Source organism: Streptomyces bluensis (genome assembly GCF_014650715.1).
Classification (GTDB): Bacteria; Actinomycetota; Actinomycetes; order Streptomycetales; family Streptomycetaceae; genus Streptomyces; species Streptomyces bluensis.
In genome coordinates, this window is sequence record NZ_BMVM01000016.1 from 64,960 (window position 1) to 84,144 (window position 19,185).

At 69.0% G+C, this 19,185-nt stretch carries 20 protein-coding genes and 2 pseudogenes; 10 read left to right on the forward strand and 12 right to left on the reverse strand.

The annotated features are described in order from the left end of the window. Window positions 1–41: 41 nt before the first annotated feature. Window positions 42–1,307 (reverse strand): alginate lyase family protein, encoded by a 1,266-nt coding sequence (locus tag IE262_RS30635; protein WP_189878250.1) that lies wholly within the window; start codon window positions 1,305–1,307, stop codon window positions 42–44. 98 nt (window positions 1,308–1,405) lie between these two features. Here IE262_RS30635 and IE262_RS39765 point away from each other — a divergent pair, with 98 nt between their 5' ends. Beyond that, a complete protein-coding gene (locus IE262_RS39765) occupies window positions 1,406–1,606 on the forward strand; it encodes a LysE family translocator (RefSeq protein ID WP_229877595.1) in 201 nt (66 codons plus the stop codon). Here the strand turns inward: IE262_RS39765 and IE262_RS40705 are convergent. After that, window positions 1,564–1,707 (reverse strand): annotated as a pseudogene (locus tag IE262_RS40705) (IS30 family transposase); the annotation flags it as partial. The gene IE262_RS39765 and the pseudogene IE262_RS40705 overlap by 43 nt on opposite strands. 100 nt (window positions 1,708–1,807) lie before the next feature. Between IE262_RS40705 and IE262_RS30645 the strand changes: the two are divergent. The 3 genes from IE262_RS30645 to IE262_RS30655 are packed head-to-tail and all read left to right on the forward strand — an operon-like array spanning window position 1,808 to window position 4,943. Further along, a complete protein-coding gene (locus IE262_RS30645) occupies window positions 1,808–2,350 on the forward strand; it encodes a PadR family transcriptional regulator (RefSeq protein WP_189878252.1) in 543 nt (180 codons plus the stop codon). Beyond that, window positions 2,347–3,162 (forward strand): ABC transporter ATP-binding protein, encoded by an 816-nt coding sequence (locus IE262_RS30650; protein ID WP_189878255.1) that lies wholly within the window; start codon window positions 2,347–2,349, stop codon window positions 3,160–3,162. Before IE262_RS30645 ends, IE262_RS30650 begins: the two co-directional genes overlap by 4 nt. 2 nt (window positions 3,163–3,164) lie before the next feature. Further along, window positions 3,165–4,943 (forward strand): FtsX-like permease family protein, encoded by a 1,779-nt coding sequence (locus tag IE262_RS30655; protein WP_189878257.1) that lies wholly within the window; start codon window positions 3,165–3,167, stop codon window positions 4,941–4,943. Between the two features lie 61 nt (window positions 4,944–5,004). On the opposite strand, the gene IE262_RS39775 is transcribed toward IE262_RS30655, so the two are convergent. From IE262_RS39775 to IE262_RS30680, 6 genes and pseudogenes are all read right to left on the reverse strand, one after another. Beyond that, a complete protein-coding gene (locus tag IE262_RS39775; RefSeq protein ID WP_229877596.1) occupies window positions 5,005–5,364 on the reverse strand; it encodes a hypothetical protein in 360 nt (119 codons plus the stop codon). A gap of 259 nt (window positions 5,365–5,623) precedes the next feature. Next, a pseudogene (locus IE262_RS39780) lies at window positions 5,624–5,835 on the reverse strand (DUF4158 domain-containing protein); the annotation flags it as partial. A 40-nt stretch (window positions 5,836–5,875) separates the two neighbouring features. Beyond that, entirely contained in the window at window positions 5,876–6,574 is a 699-nt protein-coding gene (locus tag IE262_RS30665; protein WP_189878259.1) for a class I SAM-dependent methyltransferase, read from the reverse strand. A 54-nt stretch (window positions 6,575–6,628) separates the two neighbouring features. After that, the gene (locus IE262_RS30670) at window positions 6,629–7,357 is read right to left on the reverse strand and encodes an N-acyl homoserine lactonase family protein (protein WP_189878261.1); all 729 of its coding nucleotides are present in this window, start codon (window positions 7,355–7,357) and stop codon (window positions 6,629–6,631) included. A gap of 65 nt (window positions 7,358–7,422) precedes the next feature. Next, a complete protein-coding gene (locus IE262_RS30675) occupies window positions 7,423–8,112 on the reverse strand; it encodes a type 1 glutamine amidotransferase domain-containing protein (RefSeq protein ID WP_189878263.1) in 690 nt (229 codons plus the stop codon). A 79-nt stretch (window positions 8,113–8,191) separates the two neighbouring features. Then, entirely contained in the window at window positions 8,192–9,667 is a 1,476-nt protein-coding gene (locus tag IE262_RS30680; protein WP_189878265.1) for a dihydrolipoyl dehydrogenase family protein, read from the reverse strand. A 486-nt stretch (window positions 9,668–10,153) separates the two neighbouring features. Here IE262_RS30680 and IE262_RS30685 point away from each other — a divergent pair, with 486 nt between their 5' ends. Then, on the forward strand, window positions 10,154–11,293 hold the full coding sequence (locus tag IE262_RS30685) for an inorganic phosphate transporter (protein WP_134041561.1): 1,140 nt from the start codon (window positions 10,154–10,156) through the stop codon (window positions 11,291–11,293). A gap of 27 nt (window positions 11,294–11,320) precedes the next feature. Then, a complete protein-coding gene (locus IE262_RS30690; protein ID WP_134041559.1) occupies window positions 11,321–11,548 on the forward strand; it encodes a hypothetical protein in 228 nt (75 codons plus the stop codon). Between the two features lie 53 nt (window positions 11,549–11,601). Here the strand turns inward: IE262_RS30690 and IE262_RS30695 are convergent, their stop codons facing one another. The 3 genes from IE262_RS30695 to IE262_RS30705 form a co-directional block, all read right to left on the reverse strand. Continuing rightward, entirely contained in the window at window positions 11,602–12,372 is a 771-nt protein-coding gene (locus IE262_RS30695; RefSeq protein ID WP_189878267.1) for a transposase, read from the reverse strand. A 100-nt stretch (window positions 12,373–12,472) separates the two neighbouring features. Further along, entirely contained in the window at window positions 12,473–12,895 is a 423-nt protein-coding gene (locus IE262_RS30700) for a DUF6584 family protein (RefSeq protein WP_373305186.1), read from the reverse strand. A gap of 234 nt (window positions 12,896–13,129) precedes the next feature. Continuing rightward, entirely contained in the window at window positions 13,130–13,654 is a 525-nt protein-coding gene (locus IE262_RS30705) for a DUF3592 domain-containing protein (protein WP_229877599.1), read from the reverse strand. A gap of 209 nt (window positions 13,655–13,863) precedes the next feature. On the opposite strand from IE262_RS30705, the gene IE262_RS30710 reads away from it, so the two are divergent. From IE262_RS30710 to IE262_RS30725, 4 genes are all read left to right on the forward strand, one after another. Beyond that, window positions 13,864–15,069, forward strand: a complete 1,206-nt coding sequence (locus tag IE262_RS30710) for an NAD(P)/FAD-dependent oxidoreductase (RefSeq protein WP_189878268.1) — start codon at window positions 13,864–13,866, stop codon at window positions 15,067–15,069. Further along, window positions 15,066–15,986, forward strand: a complete 921-nt coding sequence (locus IE262_RS30715) for an RNA polymerase sigma-70 factor (protein ID WP_134041555.1) — start codon at window positions 15,066–15,068, stop codon at window positions 15,984–15,986. The genes IE262_RS30710 and IE262_RS30715 overlap by 4 nt, the downstream gene beginning before the upstream one ends. 121 nt (window positions 15,987–16,107) lie before the next feature. Continuing rightward, window positions 16,108–16,467 carry a DUF6204 family protein gene (locus IE262_RS30720; protein WP_134041553.1) on the forward strand — a complete coding sequence of 120 codons (360 nt, stop codon included), beginning with the start codon at window positions 16,108–16,110 and terminating at the stop codon, window positions 16,465–16,467. A gap of 279 nt (window positions 16,468–16,746) precedes the next feature. Further along, window positions 16,747–17,250: a hypothetical protein gene (locus IE262_RS30725; protein WP_189878270.1), complete on the forward strand. Its 504-nt coding sequence runs from the start codon at window positions 16,747–16,749 to the stop codon at window positions 17,248–17,250. 308 nt (window positions 17,251–17,558) lie between these two features. Here the strand turns inward: IE262_RS30725 and IE262_RS30730 are convergent, their stop codons facing one another. Beyond that, window positions 17,559–19,073, reverse strand: coding sequence for a CehA/McbA family metallohydrolase domain-containing protein (locus IE262_RS30730; RefSeq protein ID WP_229877600.1), 1,515 nt, complete (start codon window positions 19,071–19,073; stop codon window positions 17,559–17,561). Window positions 19,074–19,185 lie beyond the last annotated feature (112 nt).

Sequence of the window (19,185 nt, forward strand, 5' to 3'; positions counted from 1 at the left end):
GGAAGGCCGGCCCGCACCCGCAGCGCCCTCGGCTCGGTCGCTCAGCCCGCGATCGAGTCCAACTGCTCCGCCGCGGGCCTCAGCTCCCAGAGGTCACCGCCGGGCGGTGGCTCCAATCGGGCCACGACTGCCCGCGCTTCGCTGTTCCCGGCGTCCGCCGCCGCGTGCACCACGTCGGTGGCCGCGTACCGGCGGAACTCCAGGTCCGGATGCGGCCATGGAGCGGCTCCGGACGCGGCGGGCAGCAGGTAGTCGACCGCCTTGAACAGGCTCTGCCCGCCGGGCCCCTGGTACGACCACAGGTTCACTCCCACATGCCGTCCGACGGCGGCCAGGCGTGCGTACGCCACCAGGGCGAACGTCGAGTAGTGCCAGCTCCGCGTCCGGGCGAGCTCCTCCGGCTGGCTGCCGTCCGCGGCGATCTGCGCGTCGATGCGTCGGGCGCGGGCGTCGAGGACGATCCGGCGCGTCAGGGCCCTGTCACCGGTCGCATGGGCGAGGGCGGCGAGCTGCATGTCGTAGAAGGTGCCGTGGTTGTTCTTCGCTGCGCCTTCCTCCTTGCCGAAGGCGCTGTTCGCCAGCCAGTCGCGGAAGTCGACGTTCCATGAGTGCATCGCTGAACGGTCCTGACGGGTCCAGCCCGGTGCCCCCGTGTTGAGGATCGCGATCGCGTCGAGGACGCTGGTGAAGGACTGCGAGAAGTCGATGATGCCGATCGCCCGGCCGTCGTACTTGCAGGGGATGAACTGGGCGTGGTTCAGGTGGGGGTTCATCCGGGTGGCCGGGTCGAGGAACCAGGTGCGCAACACCGACGCGGCTTTCTCCGCGTACTTCCGCTCGCCCGTGTAGTACCAGGCGAGGGACAGGTCGTACGTGGAGTCGAAGACCTTCTCCACGTCCTGACGGTCGGTTCCCGTGTCGACCTCCGGGTTGCGCTCGCCGTCGCGCTGGACGTACGGGCAGCCCCAGGGGTTGTCGGTGGTCCCGGGCTGCGAAGGCCACCAGTACGGCGCCTGGCTGAGGTAGTCGTGGACGTCACCGCTGGGCGCGGGCCGCGGCTTGTCCACGACGGTCCAGGGGCCCTTGTCGAGCCAGGTGTCGGCGCGTGTGGTCAACTGCTGGAGCGTACGTCGTAGTCGGTGATCGCCGCGGTCGAGCCGGAGCTTCGTCTGCTGGAGCCGCACTCCGTCGAGGACCGTCGTCTTCGGAACCCTCGGCACCGGGTGGGCCGAGGCGGTGGGGAGGAGGACCGCTGTGAAGGTGGCCACCGCCACCAGCAGGGCGACCAAGCGAGGTCTTGCACTCATCGAGCTCTCCAATCATCTATGTGAACGGAGTTCATGAGAAAGACCGCGCGAGCCTAGGGGCAGCTGGTTGGCGTTTCAATGCATCGGGCAGAAGTTCGGTGCCCGACGACCGCGCCGGAGCGCAGCGGGCGCTCGGGGTGTTCTCGGTCGCGGGCCTCTCAGCGGTCCCGGCCGCCTCGGCCACCGCCTACACCGTCATCAAGCTGGCCGGAGCCACTTACCTGGCTTTCCTCGGTATCCGCGCGCTGATCCACAGTCAAGGGATCCGCGCATCACCGCTGTTCAGGAGGTCAGCGTAGACCTCTGCCGGAGTCCGGTAGCCGTGGGTCTTGCGCGGACGGTGATGGAGCTCGTTGGCGACAGCGTCCAGGTCGGTCTGGCTGAAGGTGCGGAGGACTGCGTCGTGAAGGTGGGAGTGCGGTCGGGTCGTGGCCGGTACGCGGTTTGACGCCTCTTTTGGCTAACCGCTATCTATTGAGGGGTGTTGAGGAGGGGGATCGGTGCAGGACGTCGTGCTGGCGCTGCTGGTCAAGGAGCCGTTGCACGGTTACGACCTGCGCAAGCGCCTCACGGTGGCACTCGGGCCACTCGGGGAGACGCTGAACGCGGGGCAGGTCTATGTCACGCTCACCCGGCTCGAAAAGGCGGGCCTGGTCGTCCAGGTGCGCGAGGAAGCGGCGGTGCGCGGTCCGAAGCGCAAGGTGTTCGCTCCGACCGCGGCCGGGTACGAGCGGGTGGCCGCGTGGATGGCCGAGAGCGTCGGGCCCCGGGCGGATGTGACGGAGTTCCATCTGAAGCTGGTGGCCGCCCGGGAATCCGGCACCGCCGATCCGCTCGCACTCGTCGATGCGCGTCGGCGGGAGCTGATGAGCAGCCTCGCCGAGGCGCAGCGTGCCGCCCTCGCTCCCGACGCGGGTGCGGAGGCCGGGTTGCTTCTGGAGGGCGTCGCCCTCCGGTTGCGGGCCGATCTGCGCTGGTTGGAAGCGTGCGAACGGGTCTGGTCCGGGCGTACGCCGGGTGGGAAAGGCAGAGGAAACGGATGACGAGAAACGGTCGGCGGGGCTGGCCGCGACGGCGCGGCATGGACGACGGCGCGGGAGCGGTCCGGCCCGGTGCGGCGGCCGGGCCGGTGCTGCGCGCGGTCGGCCTGGCGCGCGTGTACGGCGAGGACGAGAGCGCGATATGGGCCGTCGACGGGATCGACCTCGATGTCCCCGCCGGGCAGATGCTCGCCGTGATGGGGCCCAGCGGCTGCGGTAAGTCCACGCTGCTCCAGCTGCTCGGCGGCCTCGACCGGCCCACCGAGGGCGAGGTGTGGCTCGGCGGACAGCGCATCGACGACCTCGGCGAGCGGGCACTCGCCAGGATGCGGCGCCGCTGTCTCGGGTTCGTCTTCCAGGCCTACCACCTGATCGACGAGCTGACCGCGGCGGAGAACGTCGAACTGCCCGCGCTGCTTGCCGGCGCCTCGCCCCGCACCGCCCGCCACCGTACCGCCGAACTCCTCGACCGGGTCGGACTCGCCGACCGGGCCCGGCACCTGCCCTCACAGCTGTCCGGCGGGCAGCGGCAGCGGATCGCCATCGCCCGCGCCCTGGTCAACAAACCGCTGGTCGTCCTCGCCGACGAGCCCACCGGAAACCTCGACAGCGCAGCGACCCTGGACATCCTCCGGCTCTTCGGCGAGCTGCGCGCCGCGGGCCAGACCCTGGTCATGGTCACCCACGACGAACGCGTCGCCGCCACCGCCGACCGCGTCGTCTCCCTGCGCGACGGCGTTCCGGCCGACGACACGGCCCTGGACAGCGACACCGGCACCGCACGGCTCGGCACTCTGTTGAACTGGGAGAACTGACCGTGGGACACCTGCTGTTGATAGGGCGCCTGGTGCTGCGCGACCTGCGCCGCCGCCCCGGCGAGGCCTTCGTCTTCCTGCTCGCGGTCACCATCGCGAGCACGAGCCTGACCCTCGGCCTCGCGACCGGCAACGCCGTCGACCACGGATACGAGAAGACGCGCGCGGCCACTGCGGGGCCCGACATCATCGCCACCACGACGGCCGCCGATCCGTCCGGCGTGGCCAAACGCCTCGCGGACACTCCCGGCGTGGCCGAACAGGCCGCCCCCGTCTTCGCGTTCGACACGTACATCAAGGCCCACGGCAAGAGCGCGCACACCGCGGTCGAAGGGCGCGACCCCTCTCAGGACGCCGTGGTGGACCAGCCGTTGGTGACCTCCGGCACCTGGGTACGGCCCGGCGGCGCAGTGCTCGAACGCGGCTTCGCGAAAGCCCTCGGCGTGAGCATCGGTGACCACGTCACCGTCAGCGGACGCGACTACCCGGTGGTCGGAACCGCGATCAGCGTGGCCACCTCGGTGTATCCGTGGAGCGACAACGCGCAGGGGCCCGGCACGTCCGACTTCGGCGGCAGGATGTGGCTCACGGCCGCAGACACCCGCAAGGCGGCGGGCGACGCCCCCTCAGTCCAGTTGATCCATCTGAAGCTGGACGATCCCACCGCGACGCAACACTGGATGGACACCGCGTTCGCCAACTGGAACGAATCCGACGGCTGGGTCAACGCCCATGCCTGGCAGGACGTCCTCCAGACCGACAAAGCCATGATCAGGGACATCCAGCCCGCCCTGGTCGTCGGCGGCTGGCTGCTCGCCGTCGCCGCGATCGTCACCCTCGTCGCACTCGCGACAGCACGCGCCGCCCGGGACAACCGGCGTGCCGCCCTGCTCAAGGCCGTCGGCGCCGGACCCGCCACCATCACCGCCGCCCTGCTCACCCAGCACCTCCTGCTCACCCTCCTGGCCACCGCGATCGGCCTGACCTCGGGGACGCTTTCCGCGCCCCTCCTGGTCGACCCCAGCGCCGGGCTGCTCAACACCGTCGGCACCCTGGACTTCAGCGCTGCCTTCGCCGCAGTCCTCCTCGCCATCGTCGTCGCGGTGACGGGAGCGCTCCGCCCCGCCCTGCACACGGCCCGCACCAGTACCGTCAACGCCCTGACCGGCCCGGCGCAGCTGCCCACGCGACGCCCGTGCCTCAACGCCGCAACGGCGTATCTGCCCACGTCACTGCTGCTCGGAATCCGGCTGCTCGCACGCCGGCCCGGCCGCGCCGTCCTGGCCGCTGCCGGCACGGCGGCCACCACGCTCATGGTCACCGCCCTGCTCACCTGGCACACCGAACTCGCCGCGCGGCCCGACGTCACCCACTTCGGCCCCATCGAAGTACGGGCCGACCAGACCGGCCGGGTACTGCTCGCCGTCACGCTCGCGCTCATGGCGATGTCCACGCTCAACACCGTGCTCCTCGGCCTGGGCACGGCCGTACAGGCCCGGCGCACCCTGTCCGTCGCCCGCACCCTCGGCGCCACACCCGGCCAGGTCGTATCCGCGCTGTGTGTCGCCGGGCTCCTGCCCGCCGTACCCGGGATCGCGGTGGGCATCCCGGCCGGTCTCGGCCTGTACTGGCTCTTCGGCACCCAGGTCACACCCCCGGGATTCTCGCTGCTCGCCACGGCACTCGCCGTCCTGCTCGCCGTCGCCGTGCTGACCGCGCTGCCCGCGTGGGCCCACACTCGCAGCCCGGCCGGGCACACCCTCAACGCCGAACCCGCCTGATGCCCCCTTGGCCGGGGCCACCGATCAGCCCTTGTCCGCATCGTCCCCCGCGGCGTCCGGGTCACGGAAGGGGCGCAGGCCCTGACCGGGGCCGCTGGCCTTGATGTTGAACAGGTAGCGGCCCAGGAAGTTGATGTGGCATCGCCGGCCATTCGCGATCCGAGGCCCGCAGCCCTGGGCTGAGGAGCCGGTTCGCCATCAGCACCGCGAACAGGTCGAGCGCGTCGTCGACCGCCTGCGCCTCCAGCTGCCGCACCACCGCCGTCAGCAGCGCGGTCCGCCGCGGCTCCGACGCCCGCACGATCGTCTGCGCCTTGCTCAACTGCCCGTACCGGGCCGGCGTGTACAGCCGGTTCACCGGCACCCGCGACAAGTTCACCCGCCGCAGCGCGCACGCCGAGACCTCCTCCACCCGTTCCATCGCCAGCACCATCGCGAGTGCCCGTCGTCTTCACCGGCGGCGTCCGCAGCCGCTCCAGCTCCGAGACCCGCTTGCCCTCCGGCACCACCAGCAGCTGGGCCAGCGCCGACGCGAGCGGGGGATCGCTCCGGTGCGCGGCCCGGGCCACCGCGTCGAACAGGCGCCGCTCGGCCGCCGTGCGGGCCTCCGACACCTGCCGGTCCGGCACCGAGACGCCGGGCAGCGGCACCCGGTTCTTGAACCGCTCTTGACTCTCCTCCGCGTGCTTGTACGGCGTCCTGCGCCGCTCGAGGTACCGCTTCACGCACGAGGTGCCCTCGATGCCGAGCCGGGCGGCCAGATACTCCACGACCTCCCACGGCACCGCCGGCGGATCATCCGCCAGGAACCGCCGATAGAGCGGACCGTACAGATCTGCAAGGCCGTACCCAGGCGGTGCGCATCCGTACGCCGCAGCGCGATCAGATCGCGGTCGTCATCGTCGAGGAAGAAGAACCGCTCCAGCTCCGGATCAGTGGACCTGACTCCCGCTCGGTGGAGCCGTCCAGGCCATGGCCAAGGCGAAGCCCAGGTCATCGAACCGGGCCCCGGGGAAGACGCTCCCGCAGAGCTCGCGGAACTGCTTGCGCGACAGGTAGCGGTCGCTGAGCAGATGTGACAGCCACGGTCGGCTGTGCCAGAAGCGCAGCTGGAACCACGCGTCGCGAAGCCCCACACGTCGGATCTCACCAGGGAAGCTCCACAGCGCGGGCCACGTGTACGCCTTGCGCGGCGGAGTCGGGTACAGATCGCACACGTTGTCGATCAGCGCGACGGTGCCGCCGGGCCTCACGAGTCCCTTCAAGTGCTCCAAACCCGCGCGGTAGTCCCCCAGGTGGTGCAACATCGTGTGGCTGTAGACCGTGTCGAAGCCGTCCTGGTCTTCCAGGTCGAACAAGTCCTTCACCACATAACGCACGTTGGGCCGTGACCTCCTGGCCTTGGCGATCTCGATCAGGGGAGCGCTCAGGTCCAGGCCGACGACTTCGTCGAAGCTGTCCGCCAGGGCCTCAACCGCGTGTCCCGAACCACAGCCCGCGTCCAGAGCACGGTGACCCTTCAGCCCCAGCCCGAGCAGCCATCCGGTGTTCTGCCCCGGAAGCAGGCTCACAAAGCGGTCGTAGTCGAGGGCGAAACGGTCGAAGGACTGAGGATCCGCTTTCTGCGTCATACCTCTCCCGGGTTTCAACTCGTCGGCAACCGCCTGCGCCACCGTGCTCCACGATCATCGCGGGGCAGCCCCTGGGTAGGCGGTCTGCGGTGGTTCCCAGACCGAGCAGTCGTGGGCGAAGAGCACACGTCGTGGGTCGAAGTCGGCGAGTCGCTCCAGCCAGTGCTGGTAGGGAGGAAGCGGCGGTTCCTCGCCGTGGAGTGCCGCGTGACGGGCCAACTGGTCGGACGCGAAATGGGAAGCAAAATCGTGTGCCTGGCCCGCGAGGATGACGGTGCCGTCCCGTCTCCGGAGGACCAGTGACTGATGCCCTTGAGTGTGCCCGGGCGTCGGAATGATCCAGACCCCGGGCCAGACTTCGGTTTCGCCGCCGAGTTCCTCATACGTCGCGCCGGGGAAGTCGATCAGTTCCTCGAAGGTGTAGTCGCCTCGGCGGGCGGTGGCCAGTTCGATGTCCTGGACCAGGATGGGCTTGCCGCCCAGGAGGGGATTCCCGCCGCAATGGTCGAAGTGAAGGTGGCAGTTGACGACCAGGGAGATGTCGGCGAGGGAGATTCCAGACTCCGACAGGGCGTGCTGCAGCGCACGGCGCCGGGGTCGGTAGTGTGCTTCGGTCTCGGGATCCGCGCTGCCGATGCCGGTGTCGAAGAGGATCAACCCCTTGTCGTGGTGCACCAGATAGGCAAGGACAGGTTCAACTCGCGGTTGCGGCCCGCCCGTCTCCGACGCCGGCCGGATGAAATATCCCAGATCGAGCCGGCGCACCGCCATATTCCTTTCCATGCGGCCATCCTGGCAGGTCCGGTGTGAGGACAGGAGGTTCGGCGTCCCGCCGACAGCGCATCAGGTCAGAGGACGCTGAGCAGTCGTTCGGCCAAAACAGCAGCCGAGGCGGGGTTCTGTCCAGTGAAGAGGTTCCGGTCGACCACCGTGTACGGCTTCCACATCTCGCCCTTGGCGAAGTCGACGCCCAGATCGCTGAGTTCGTCCTCCAACAGCCAGCGGGCCTTCGGGCCCAGCCCGACCGCGTTCTCCTCCTCGTTGGTGAAGCCGGTGACCCGGTAGCCGGTGAAGGGCGATACGCCGTGGATTCTGGTCGCCAGCATCGCGGCCGGTGCGTGGCAGACGATGGCGAGGGGCTTTCCCGAGGGGAGGGCCGCGGTCAGCAACCGGCCGGCGTCCGCGTCGACGCAGAGATCCTCCATGGGGCCGTGGCCGCCCGGGAAGTAGACGGCGTCGTAGTCCTCCAGGCGGGCGTCCGCCAGCTTGATCGGCCGCCGCATCGCCTCCGCGGAGCGGATGATCGCCTCCAGGTCGAGAGCGATCTGGGCGCTACCGGCCATCTCGGGGCGCATGCTCATCATGTCCACGGTCGGTACGACCCCGTTGGGGGTGGCGACCACGACCTGGTGGCCGGCCTCGGTGAGAGCCCTGTACGGGGCCGCGAACTCCTCCGCCCAGTAACCGGTCGCATGCCTGGTGCCGTCCTTGAGTGTCCAGTACGACGCTCCGGTCATCACGAAGAGTAGCTTCGCCATCGGGCAACCGCCTCCTTGTCCGATTCCGTTGCGGTTGGCACAGAGGCGGTCCACGGCCCTTTCTGTGCCCGGGGGCGTCTCATCTCTCGCCGCCCCTGCGTCGCTTCGAGCGGAGGGTCTCCAGAAGCCGGAGCCAGATCTCGCTGGCCGTCGGATAACTGGGGACGACGTGCCACAGGGTGGAAACAGGAACGCGGCCCACGATTGCCGTGGTCGCCGAGTGCACGAGTTCGGCGATGCCCGCACCGACGAACGTGGCTCCCACCACCACGTCGTCGGTGCGGTCGACGACAAGCTTGGCAAGGCCTCGGTAGTCCGCGCGCATGACGTAGGTTCCGGCGAGTGCGGCGAGGTCGTACTCGACGACTTCCACGTCCAAACCGGCGTCCCGTGCCTGCCGCTCCGTCATTCCGGCGCTGCCGACCTCCGGGTTGGTGAAGACGACCTGGGGCAGCCCGACGTGTCCGACGGCGGAAGAGGGCAGTTCGGCGGAGCCCTGGGCGCGTGCGGCGATCACCTCTCCCGCGATACGGGCCTGGTACTTGCCCATGTGCGTCAGCAGCGCGCGGCCGCACACGTCGCCGATGGCGTACAGCCAGTTGCCGTTCATCTGCTGCACGCACTGATGGTCGTCGACACGGAGGTATCCGCCCGGGTGGAGGCCCACCGTGTCGAGACCGATGTCCTCCGTGTTCGGGATGCGCCCGGTGGCCACGACGACCTCGTCGGCGACCATGATCGTGCCGTCGTCGAGCGTCACGCTGACTTCCCCGCCATGGATGCGACCGTGCCCGGTGTCACGGGGGTCGGCCCGCTTGACCAGAGTCAGGTTGCGCCTCGGGTACACCTGCACGCCACTGTCCAGCAGGGCCTGGCCGACGAGCGTGCCTGCGAAGGGTTCCTGCCGGGCCAGCAGCCGGTCGTCGCGATACACGATCGACACCTCGCTCGCTCCCAGCCCGCGCAGCCAGGTGGCTGCCTCACAGGCGACCACTCCGCCGCCCTGGATGAGCACCCGACGCGGCACCTCACGCATCGTGGTCACATCGCGCGACGTCCATGGCAGAGCCGCACGCAACCCGGGAACGTCCGGCACGGCCGGGCGGGAGCCCGTGTCGATGACCACGGCATGGTCGGCTGTCAGTGTGGTGGCGGAACCGTCCGGGTGGACCACAACCACCGTGCGCTCGCCCGCCAGCCGTCCGTAACCGCGGACGACGTCGATACCGGTGGAAAGAGCCCAGGAGATCTGCGAGCCGTCGTCCAGTTGATTGATCACACGGTCACGTCGTGCGAGAACCTCGGTGGCTTCCATGCGGGCCGACAATCCCGGCAGATGCGCCGCCGCGTCCACGACCTCGACCGGCCGAAGCAGCGCCTTGCTGGGCATGCAGGCCCAGTAGGAGCACTCGCCGCCAAGCAGGCTGTTCTCAACCATCACCGAAGACAGGCCGGAGAACTGGCTGGCGTACTGAGCGGCGTTCTCACCGGCAGCGGCACCGCCCAGAACGATCACATCCCACGTTGAGCGGTCCGGATCCACAGTCGCGGCCATGCGTATCCCTCCCACCACCGCCCGGTGCCCTTCACCTCGGGGCGGGCTGGGCGGGCACCCGCAGCAGCGTTGTTGTGGAAGCCCCGGGGAAGCCCTGTCATGGGGTGGGCATCGGGGCTCCGGTTTCCGCACCGGGTCGTCGGAGACGCGCGCCGAAGAGACCTCCACGATACTGCTCTGCCACAGCGGCGCCACTCGTGCCTCAACAACACCAGAGGCACCCGGCCGAGGGGTTCACGGCGGTCAACGCCCAGGGCTCACGGCGGTGCCGCCGCCGGCGCGGGATTCCTTCAGCACAAGCCCGTCCATGACAGGGCCCGCACATCTGGAGTCATGTCCCGCCGCAGCGGGGCCTGTTCACGCGGGGCCCGGCCCCTCGGGTTGCGTATCGCGGTGGCCCCGTCAGGATGGAAAGCGAAGAGCGACTCGCACGACTCGCATGACCCGCACGCTTCGCAGGACGCGTCGAGCGGGAGGGCGTCGGCGGTGGAAAGTATCTCCTTTCTCCTGATAGCGGTCATTCTGACCGCATTGGCCTTCGACTTCACCAATGGTTTCCACGACACCGCCAATTCCATGGCGACCTCCATCGCGACCGGGGCACTCAAACCCCGAGTGGCCGTCGCGGTCGCCGGCGCACTCAACCTCGCCGGCGCCTTTCTCTCCACAAAAGTGGCCTCGACGATCTCGAACGGGCTCGTCAACGACTCCAAGGTCTCCCTGGTGATGATTTTCGCCGGGCTGGTCGGCGCGATCCTGTGGAACCTGGCGACCTGGCTCTTCGGAATGCCGTCCAGTTCGTCGCACGCACTGTTCGGGGGACTGATCGGTGCGGTGTGGGTGGGAGCGGGCGGATCGGCGATCCATTTCACCCAGGTGATGGAGAAGATCGTGATCCCGGCGGTCGCCTCACCGATTCTGGCGTGTGCGGTGGCCGTGGCCGCGACGTACCTCGCCTACAAGATCACCCAGCGCACCGCCAAGCGCAAGGTCAACAGAGGTTTCCGTGCAGGCCAAATCGGTTCGGCCTCTCTGGTGGCCCTGGCCCACGGCACCAACGACGCGCAGAAGACCATGGGCGTCATCACCCTCGCGCTGATCTCCACCGGCTTCCTCGCCCACGGCTCGGAACCGCCGTGGTGGGTGGTGCTCACCGCCGGGCTGGCGATCTCCCTGGGGACCTATGTCGGCGGCTGGCGGATCATCCGGACCATGGGCAAGGGCCTGACCGATATCCAGGCCCCGCAGGGATTCGCGGCCGAGACGACGTCGACGGCGGTCATCCTGTCCTCGTCGCACCTGGGGTTCGCACTGTCCACCACGCAGGTCTGCACCGGCGGCATCCTGGGATCGGGGCTCGGCCGCAAGCTGGCCAGGGTGAGGTGGGGCATCGCGGGGCGGATCGCGGTGTCCTGGGTCCTGACACTGCCGGCCGCCGCCGCGACCGGCGGGGTCTCGGCCTGGGTGGCCGACCAGGGCGACCTGGGGGTGGCCCTGGTGGCGGGCGTGGCCGTGGCCGCTGCGGCCGGCTTCTACGTCCTGTCCCGGCGCCGGCCGGTCAATGCGGACAACGTCAACGAGGTGCCGCCCCGGGAGCGCCAGCTCACCGGCTCGTCCACCGTGTGATCAGCGCAGTCACAGAAGGAGCGCGAGATGGGCATCAAGTGGGACAGCCTCGTGGATGTGTCCCTGGCCAGCTTCGGCGTCACGATCGCGGTGGTGGTGCTGTTCTCGCTCGGCATCGCGGCCTGGAGCCGCGCCGACGGCCTGAGCGGCGACTCGGCGGCGGCTGGCGGAACGGCGCGGGTGGCCGCGGTGCTCTGCTTTGCGGCCTGCCTGGCGGTGGCGGCGTTCGGCATCGACATCATCGTCCCCGGTTAAGGGTTGTCCCGTAAATGATCTATGGCGTGCGGGCTGGCCTGTCGGTTTCTTTGTTACCCGGCGAGGGTGAGGTTGTGCAGGCGGGCGATGCCGAGCATGGCGTGGTGGACGCCGTCGCCCTTGAGGCGGCAGTCACGGAGGATCTTCCAGCTCTTCATGCGGGCGAATGCGTGTTCGACGCGGGCGCGGACCTTGCGGTGGGAGGCGTTGTGTTCCTCTTTCCAGGCCGGTAGTTCGGCTTGGCCGCGCTCGCGGCGGTGCGGGGTTACCAGGCCGGTGCCCCGGTAGCCACCGTCGGCGATCACGGTCGTCCTGCCGACGGCGTCCTTGGCGCCGGACAGCTCCCATGCTTTGCAGTCGTTGCGGTTGCCGGGCAGTGGCCGGCCGACGGAGACGACGAGCCGGGTGTCGGCGTCGATGATGACCTGGTGGTTGGTGGAGTACCGGTAGTTCTTCGACTGCTCGGCGACCGTGTGGTCCCGGGTCGGCACGAGGGTTCCGTCCACGATCAGCACGGTGTCCTTGCGGAACCGCTTGCGCTGCTGGAGCGCGAGCGACGGTGCGAGGTGGTTGATGATGCGGTCGGCGGCCGACTTCGACACCCCGAACAGCGGTGCCAGTTGCCGCAGGGTGAGGTTCGTGCGCCAGTATGCGGCGACCAGCAGGACCCGGTCCTCCAGCGGCAGGCTCCAGGGTCGGCCCTTGCGAGTCGGGTCGGCGCCCTCGCGCCGCAGCGCGGTCACGAGCTTTCCGAACTGCCTCGGGCTCAGCCCGGTGAACGGGGCTATCCAGGACGACTCCGACGCCGTGATCACACCAGACACAGCGAGATCATTTCATTCGTCGCCGGGTGTCCTGTTCACTGCAGTTCTGGGCAGTCTCACCGAACCTCGATCGGCGCCCGCACAAGCCCGACGACCTGAGTCAGTCGAAGAGGGCGACGAGTCCGTTTACCCAGATGGCGAGGAACACAAGGACCGTCACCAGGCATCCGGCCCCTGCCAGGAAATCAGCGAAGGCGCTTCCCCTGCTGGCTGCCTTCTCGCCAGATGGCGCCGTGTCCCAGTCGATGGGGCGTCCCATGGCATCGGAGCAGGCTGCTCGTACTGCTGCCAGTTGCTCTCTGGCAAACGCCGTTTGGGCAAGCGACTCCGGACCCTGCCAGGCAAGTGCCCGCATGCGCTGAGAAGCTGTCTGGTATCTCGCCTCGAAGGCGGAGGTCTCAGCTGCGTCCCGGTCCTGTTCGAGGTACATCCAGCGGCCCGCCTCTGCAGGCTCTTCGTACAGGCGGTACACCTCGGCCAGGCGCCGGCGAAGCATCAGATCGTTCGGAATCAACTCGGGCAAGGGTGTCTCTCAGCGGCATGAACGCATGATCGGGTACCGCAGTGACCACCGTCGACCTGGTTTTGTCGCTCAGCGCTCGCTCGCCCCAACGACATCTACCGAACTTCACTGAGACCGGGCACCAACAGTTACGGGACGGCCCTTAGGCAGCCGGAACAAGCAGGCCGCGAAAGTGCGACCAGGTCCCCGTTGGAGGCGAATGCGGCAAGACCGCCCGCGCGTTCGCCGCCTCGATCACCCTCGCGGTGCCACAGATGGGGACATCACTTGCGGGGAACGCGCGGCCTGGGAGCGTCCTCGCGTCGCCAACGCCACAACGGTCCCGATCCCCCCGATCAACAGCCCGATCCCCCCGAAGACCAGCGGCAGCAACCACAGCGAGGCGAACCCCTTGATCCGCGCGTCCTCGGGGGAGTCTGCGCGATAGAGCACCTCGACCTCCTCACCCACCTCGTACGACGGCGGATTGGAACCCGTGGAGTCCCGGAACTTCCTCGGCGTGCCCTCCGCCGACGTGAACTCGACCACCGGGTACGCCGCGGGCCTGTTGTTCCCCCGCGTCTTGCGAGATGCGCCGTTGTGGTCGTCGTTCCGCCACTCCAGGGCCACCACCGTGCCCCGGGCGCGCTCCGCATCCACCAGGAACGAGACCGACACCCCGGCGAGGATCAGCGCGACGACCAAGAACAGCGCACCGAACGCGATCGTGCCGACCATGATCCACCGGCGGGCGCCCTGCCCACGCGCCTGAACCTTCACGACGTCCCCCTCACGTGTCTGGAGTGAGAGGGACGCTATCCCAGACAGTCCGGTCGTCGTGCTCCCGCCCCCGGGCGATCCGGCACCGGGACGCCGACTCCCCATCCGCGCCGCGGACTGTGCCGCACATCACATTCCGCCGATGTCACGTCCAGGCCGCCTGCTCCCATCCGGTGGGTGTCAGCAAGCGAGCCGAGGAGGACGGAACGATGAGCGCACAGCGGGAGACCGGCAGGGCGACCGGGCACCGTGTGGTGGTTCTGGGGGCTGGATACGCGGGCATGTCCGCGGCCGTCCAGCTCGCGGCCCGGGTCAAGCGGCGCGAGGCCGTGCAGGTGATCGTGGTGAATGCGCGGGAGCGGTTCACCGAGCGCATGCGGCTGCACATGACGGCGACGGGGCAGCGGCTCGCCGAGCTGAGCATCCCGGAGCTGCTGGAGGGCACGGGCGCGCAGTTCGTGCGCGGCTGGGTGACGTCGGTGGACACGGACGCCAAGACCGTGCGGATCGACGACGACCGGGTGCTGCCCTACGACACATTGGTGTACGGCTTGGGCAGCGTGGCCGGCACATCGGCGGTGCCGGGCGCCGAGGACCACGCGTACACCCTGAGCAGTGCCCAGGACGCCGAACTGCTGGCCGACAGGCTGGGGCGGCTCGGCAGCGGCACGGTGGTGGTCTGCGGCAGCGGGCTGACCGGCATCGAGTCGGCCGCGGAGATCGCCGAGCGGCACCCGGAGTTGAACGTCGTGCTGCTGGGCCGGGCCGAGCCCGGTGCGGCCATGAACCACAGGGCCAAGGCGTACGTGCAGGCCGCGCTCGACCGGCTGGGCGTCCAGGTGCGCGCCGGGGTCGAGGTGGTGAAGGTGCGGCCCGACGCGGTCGAACTGGCAGGCGGGGAGAGCGTCGCCGCCGACGCGGTTCTGTGGGCGAGCGGTACACGGGTGTCGCCGCTCGCGGCCGCCGCCGGGCTGGCCGTAGACGAGCACGGACGCATCCTCACCGACGCCGCGCTGCGGTCGGTGTCCCACCCCGAGGTGTACGCGACCGGCGACGCGGCCGCGATTCGCCAGGGCTACGGCGTCATGCACGGTACCTGCCAGGGCGGCATGCCGACCGGGGTGCATGCCGCGCTGTCGATCGACCGGGTACTCAGGGGCAAGCAGCCCAAGCCGTTCCGCTTCGGCTACTACCACACGCCGGTGAGCCTGGGACGCGGTGACGCCGTGGTGCAGTTCACCCGCCCCGATGACAGCCCGCGCCGGATCTGCCTGACCGGGGGCATGGCCGTCCGGTACAAGGAGACGGTGACCGCCTCGCCCTGGCCGACCTACGCCCGTATGAAGAAGATGCCCGCCTCCGGCGCGTTCTGGCCCCGCGGGGGCCGCTTCACCCGTCTCCGGGAGGCCCAGTGACCAACCTGTCCGCTCACCTCGGCCAACAGGTCTTCCACGAGCACCGCAACCTGCTGTTCTCCGTGGCCTACCGCCTCCTCGGCAGCGCGGCGGATGCCGAGGACGTGGTCCAGGACGCCTGGATCAAGTGGTCCGCCGCGGACCGCTCGCAAGTGGCCGACCCCAAGGCGTACCTGACGCGGATCGTCTCGAACCTGGCGCTGGAACGGCTGCGCTCCACCCGGCACAAACGGGAGACCTATGTGGGGCCGTGGCTTCCCGAGCCGATACTCACCAGCGGGGACACCGCCGACGTCGTCACGGACGCCGAGTCGGTCTCGATGGCGATGCTGGTGGTGCTGGAGACGCTCAGCCCGTTGGAGCGCGCGGTGTTCGTGCTGAAGGAGGTCTTCGACTTCAGCCACGCCGAGATCGCGGAGGCGGTGGAACGGTCCGAAGCCGCAGTGCGTCAGGCCGTGCACCGGGCCCGGGAGCACGTACGGGCCCGGCGGCCGCGCTTCGCCGCCGACCCGTCGCGGCAGCGCGAGGCCACCGAGCGGTTCTTCGCCGCAACGACCGGCGGCGACGTCAACGCCCTGATGGAACTCCTGTCCCCGGACGTCACCCTGTGGACCGACGGCGGCGGCAAGGTTCGCCAGGCTCTGCGCCCGGTGGTGGGTGCGGCCACGGTGGCTGCCTGGTTCGCGGCCATCGGCACCGTTACCTACCAGGGCGTCGAGCCTGCCGACATGAAAGCCGAACTCGTCGAGATCAACGGCGGGCCGGGCATCGTGTTCAGCGGGCCGGGACGCGTGATGGCCACCGTCACCTTCGACTTCGACGCCGACGGCCGTGTCACCGCCATCCACAACGTGGCCAACCCGGACAAACTCCAGGCCGTCGCCGACGGCACCGCTTACGACATCGGGACGCGGTGAACGTCCTCGTGAGCTCGACGATCGCCGCGCAGCGAGTAGCCCTGCTCGTGCGTGCTCCCCTCTCGTCCGTCACCGGAAAACGCGGTGGAGCGCTACCGATCTTGCTGGTTACTGTCGTGGGGTGAGTACTCGCACCTTCCGTATCACTGTCCGCGGCGTCTTCGACGGACTCAGTGCCGATCAGCGGGCCGAACTGCTGGCCCGCGCCGCAGACCACGACGTCCTGCGCGCGGCCTTCACGCCCGAGGGGCACCTCAGCTACGACCTGACAGCGCGATCCGCCTTCACCTTCCGTTTCCTGGATTCCGGGGAGGAAGAGGAGGACATCCTGGAAGCCTCCGAACGCGCTGAAGAGGCGGCGAAGACGTGGCTGACCGAGCGCGGCTACGGCTACAAGAACCTCAGGTCCCAGGCCGAGGACCTCTCCCAGGCGCCTCTGGGCAAACGGCAGCGCCGCGCCGCAGCCCAGAAGAACGTCTGAAACCCGCAGCTGCTTCGAGCTCTCGGCCGAGGGAATCGCCGCTCATTGCTGATCTGGACCGCCGCGCTCGCGCAGGGCGTAAGAGCAGCCCAGGACAAGTGGGTCGCCGACCGCGATTACCGCGGTCGCGGCCCTGTTCCAAGATCCGTCTCACGGCGGCGGCGCGGGCGGCGTCAACGTCGTCCAGGCTCTGGGCGCGCCACCCATGCGTCTGACTCACCGAGGGTCCCGACGCATGCTCACCGACCAGCACCACCCTTCAAGGTAAGGTCCGCCGACGTGGAGATGACCGACGACGAGTACCAGGAACTGGCCGAACTGGACCGGATCCGCTCCAGCAACCCCGTCCTGGACGCCTGGCTCCAGAACCAGGAGCAGGCGTTCCCCGCATGGGCCCAGCAGCACGACGGAGACTGGGACTTCAGCCCTGACTCCCTTGAGCGCCTGGAGGACTTCGTTCGCTCCCGCTACACCAGCAGCGACGAGGCATGGGAGGAACGTGGCAGTGACTTCCTCCAGACGGCTGCCTGGTATGTCGGCGAGGTCCACCACCGCACCTGCGGTACCCAGTGGCAGTACCACCCCGACTCCGCCACCGCCGACCGGGCCATGTCGCCGTTCGTCACCGTGCCGTTCGACCGGCTTTTCGACTTCGAAGACGAAGACGGCATCGAATCCGACGCCAGGCCCCTGTACACGCCGGTCAACCGTCTGTGCGGCATCCTCGACGCGGACGGCGGAAGCCTCATCACCGACATCGACATCCACACACCCCCGCAGTAGGCGAGGCCGACGTCAACTCCCCTCGACTGCCGCCATATCGAGCTGTCGGACGTCGGTGGTGAGCCACAACCCTTGCCGTCAGCACCTTCAGGCGTGAGGCGGGGCGACGACCTGGTTGCGCTGCTTTCCCAGGAGACGTACGTCATCGACAGCACACCCTGACGTCACGGCCGCCGCCCGCAAACGGGCGGCGGCCTTCGGTGACGACCAGGAGGCATGGCTGATCGACGCCTTCGATGACCTTCGATGCCTTCAATGACCGGGTGGGTTCGTCCGTCCAGTCCCCGATGTCCGGTTCCCGGGCCTGTCTAGCGGACGTGCACGAAGACAGGGTTGGAGTAGAACCACAGGTCGTCCCAGGGGCTTTCCAGCCCGTCGGCGAGCGGCTCGATCTCGTCGGTGCTCGTGCCACGCACGCGCGCGTAGAGGTCGCCTTCCACATCGCGCAGCGTGTAGCGGATCACGTAGTCCTTGCCCTGCTTGCGCCAGTCGCGCGGGCCGAACCTCGCCACCACCTTCGTAGTGGGGTTGGTGTCCGCGTCGAGGTCGGCGCTCGGGCCGGTGATGCCGCCGACGATCAGGTCGACGCGCGTGACTTCCGGACGGTCCCCGTTGGCGTTCTTGCCGTCCAGCGGCCGGAACTTGATCTCTATGTCGACGTCGGTGCGGTTGCGGGCGCTGACGGTGAGCGTCTCGCCCATGGCCGCTTCCCGGCCCTGGTTGCTCGCCGTGAGGTCGAGGCTGGTGATCAGATCCCCAGTGCCGACCCACACCCGCCCGTTGCGGAGCCCGTCCATGATGTCGGCGTAGTCCTGCCGGGCCAGCACGTGGGTCTTGCTGTACTCACCGGGCCAGAAGTCGGAGCCGCCGCGCGTCCAGTGCACGTGCGAATCCGAGGTCGCGGTGATCCACCAGCGCCGGCCCTCGCCGAGCAGCGCGTCCCACAGGCCGCCGACGCGAGCCGTCATCTGGTCGAAGCCACCGTGGGTGGGGTAGCTGCCGTAACCCCCGCGTGCCTCCCCGATGAGCGGGCCCGCCTGGTGGCCCGGAGCACCCTCGAAACCGACGTAGATGTCCGGTGCGACGTCGTTGCCGTTGCGGAACTCCCGGGGGGTGTCCTGCCCGTAGACGCCCAGCCCGGTCGCGGAGCGCGAGGCGTGGTGGGCTATGACCAGCGGCTTGCGGCGCATGTCCTTGGCGGCCTTCAGGAACTCGATCATCTTGGCCTCGGTGTCACGGCCCGGATCGTTGGGAAAGGCGTCGCGCTTGGCGAAGCGGCTCTCCAGTTCGAAGAGCTGCTGGGCCTCGTCACGGTGATGAGGGATCATCAGCGTGTGGTGGTCCAGGGCAGGCGCGTCGAACTCCATGCCCCAGAACTGAAGGACCTCCGGCACCAGGACGCGTGAGCGCAGGAGGTCGGGGTACGCCTGCTCGACGTTCACCTTGGAGTGTGTCGGCCCGCCGTGGTCGGTACACATCACCCAACTCAGACCGAAGTGCTTGGCCATGATCGCGTTGGTGACGATCGGGTAGACGGCGTCCCCGCCCTTCTGGAACGTCGGCGGATTCGTCGTCGTGTCGAAGGTGCCGCTGTACTCCGAGTGGACATGGTGATCTCCGGCGCGCCACACCCGGCCGAGAGAGCTGGAACCGCCGTTCGTGCGCTCGGTATCGTCGGCCGCCGCTGCCGGGCCCCCGCCCACCAACGGGCTCGCGGCCGCCAGCGTCGCTCCGACGCCTGCGAACTTGACCAACCGTCGGCGCGAGATCGCCGCGCCCTCGGAACCTTCGAAGCCCTTGTCCATCACCGTCAGGCCTTTCATTCAACTGAGAAGCGACTACAGGATGTTGAGCTTCGAAGGAGGAATCGAATGCGGCATGAACGCAGAGCGGAGTAACGACGAACAACAAAGGCTGACGAACAACAAGGCCATG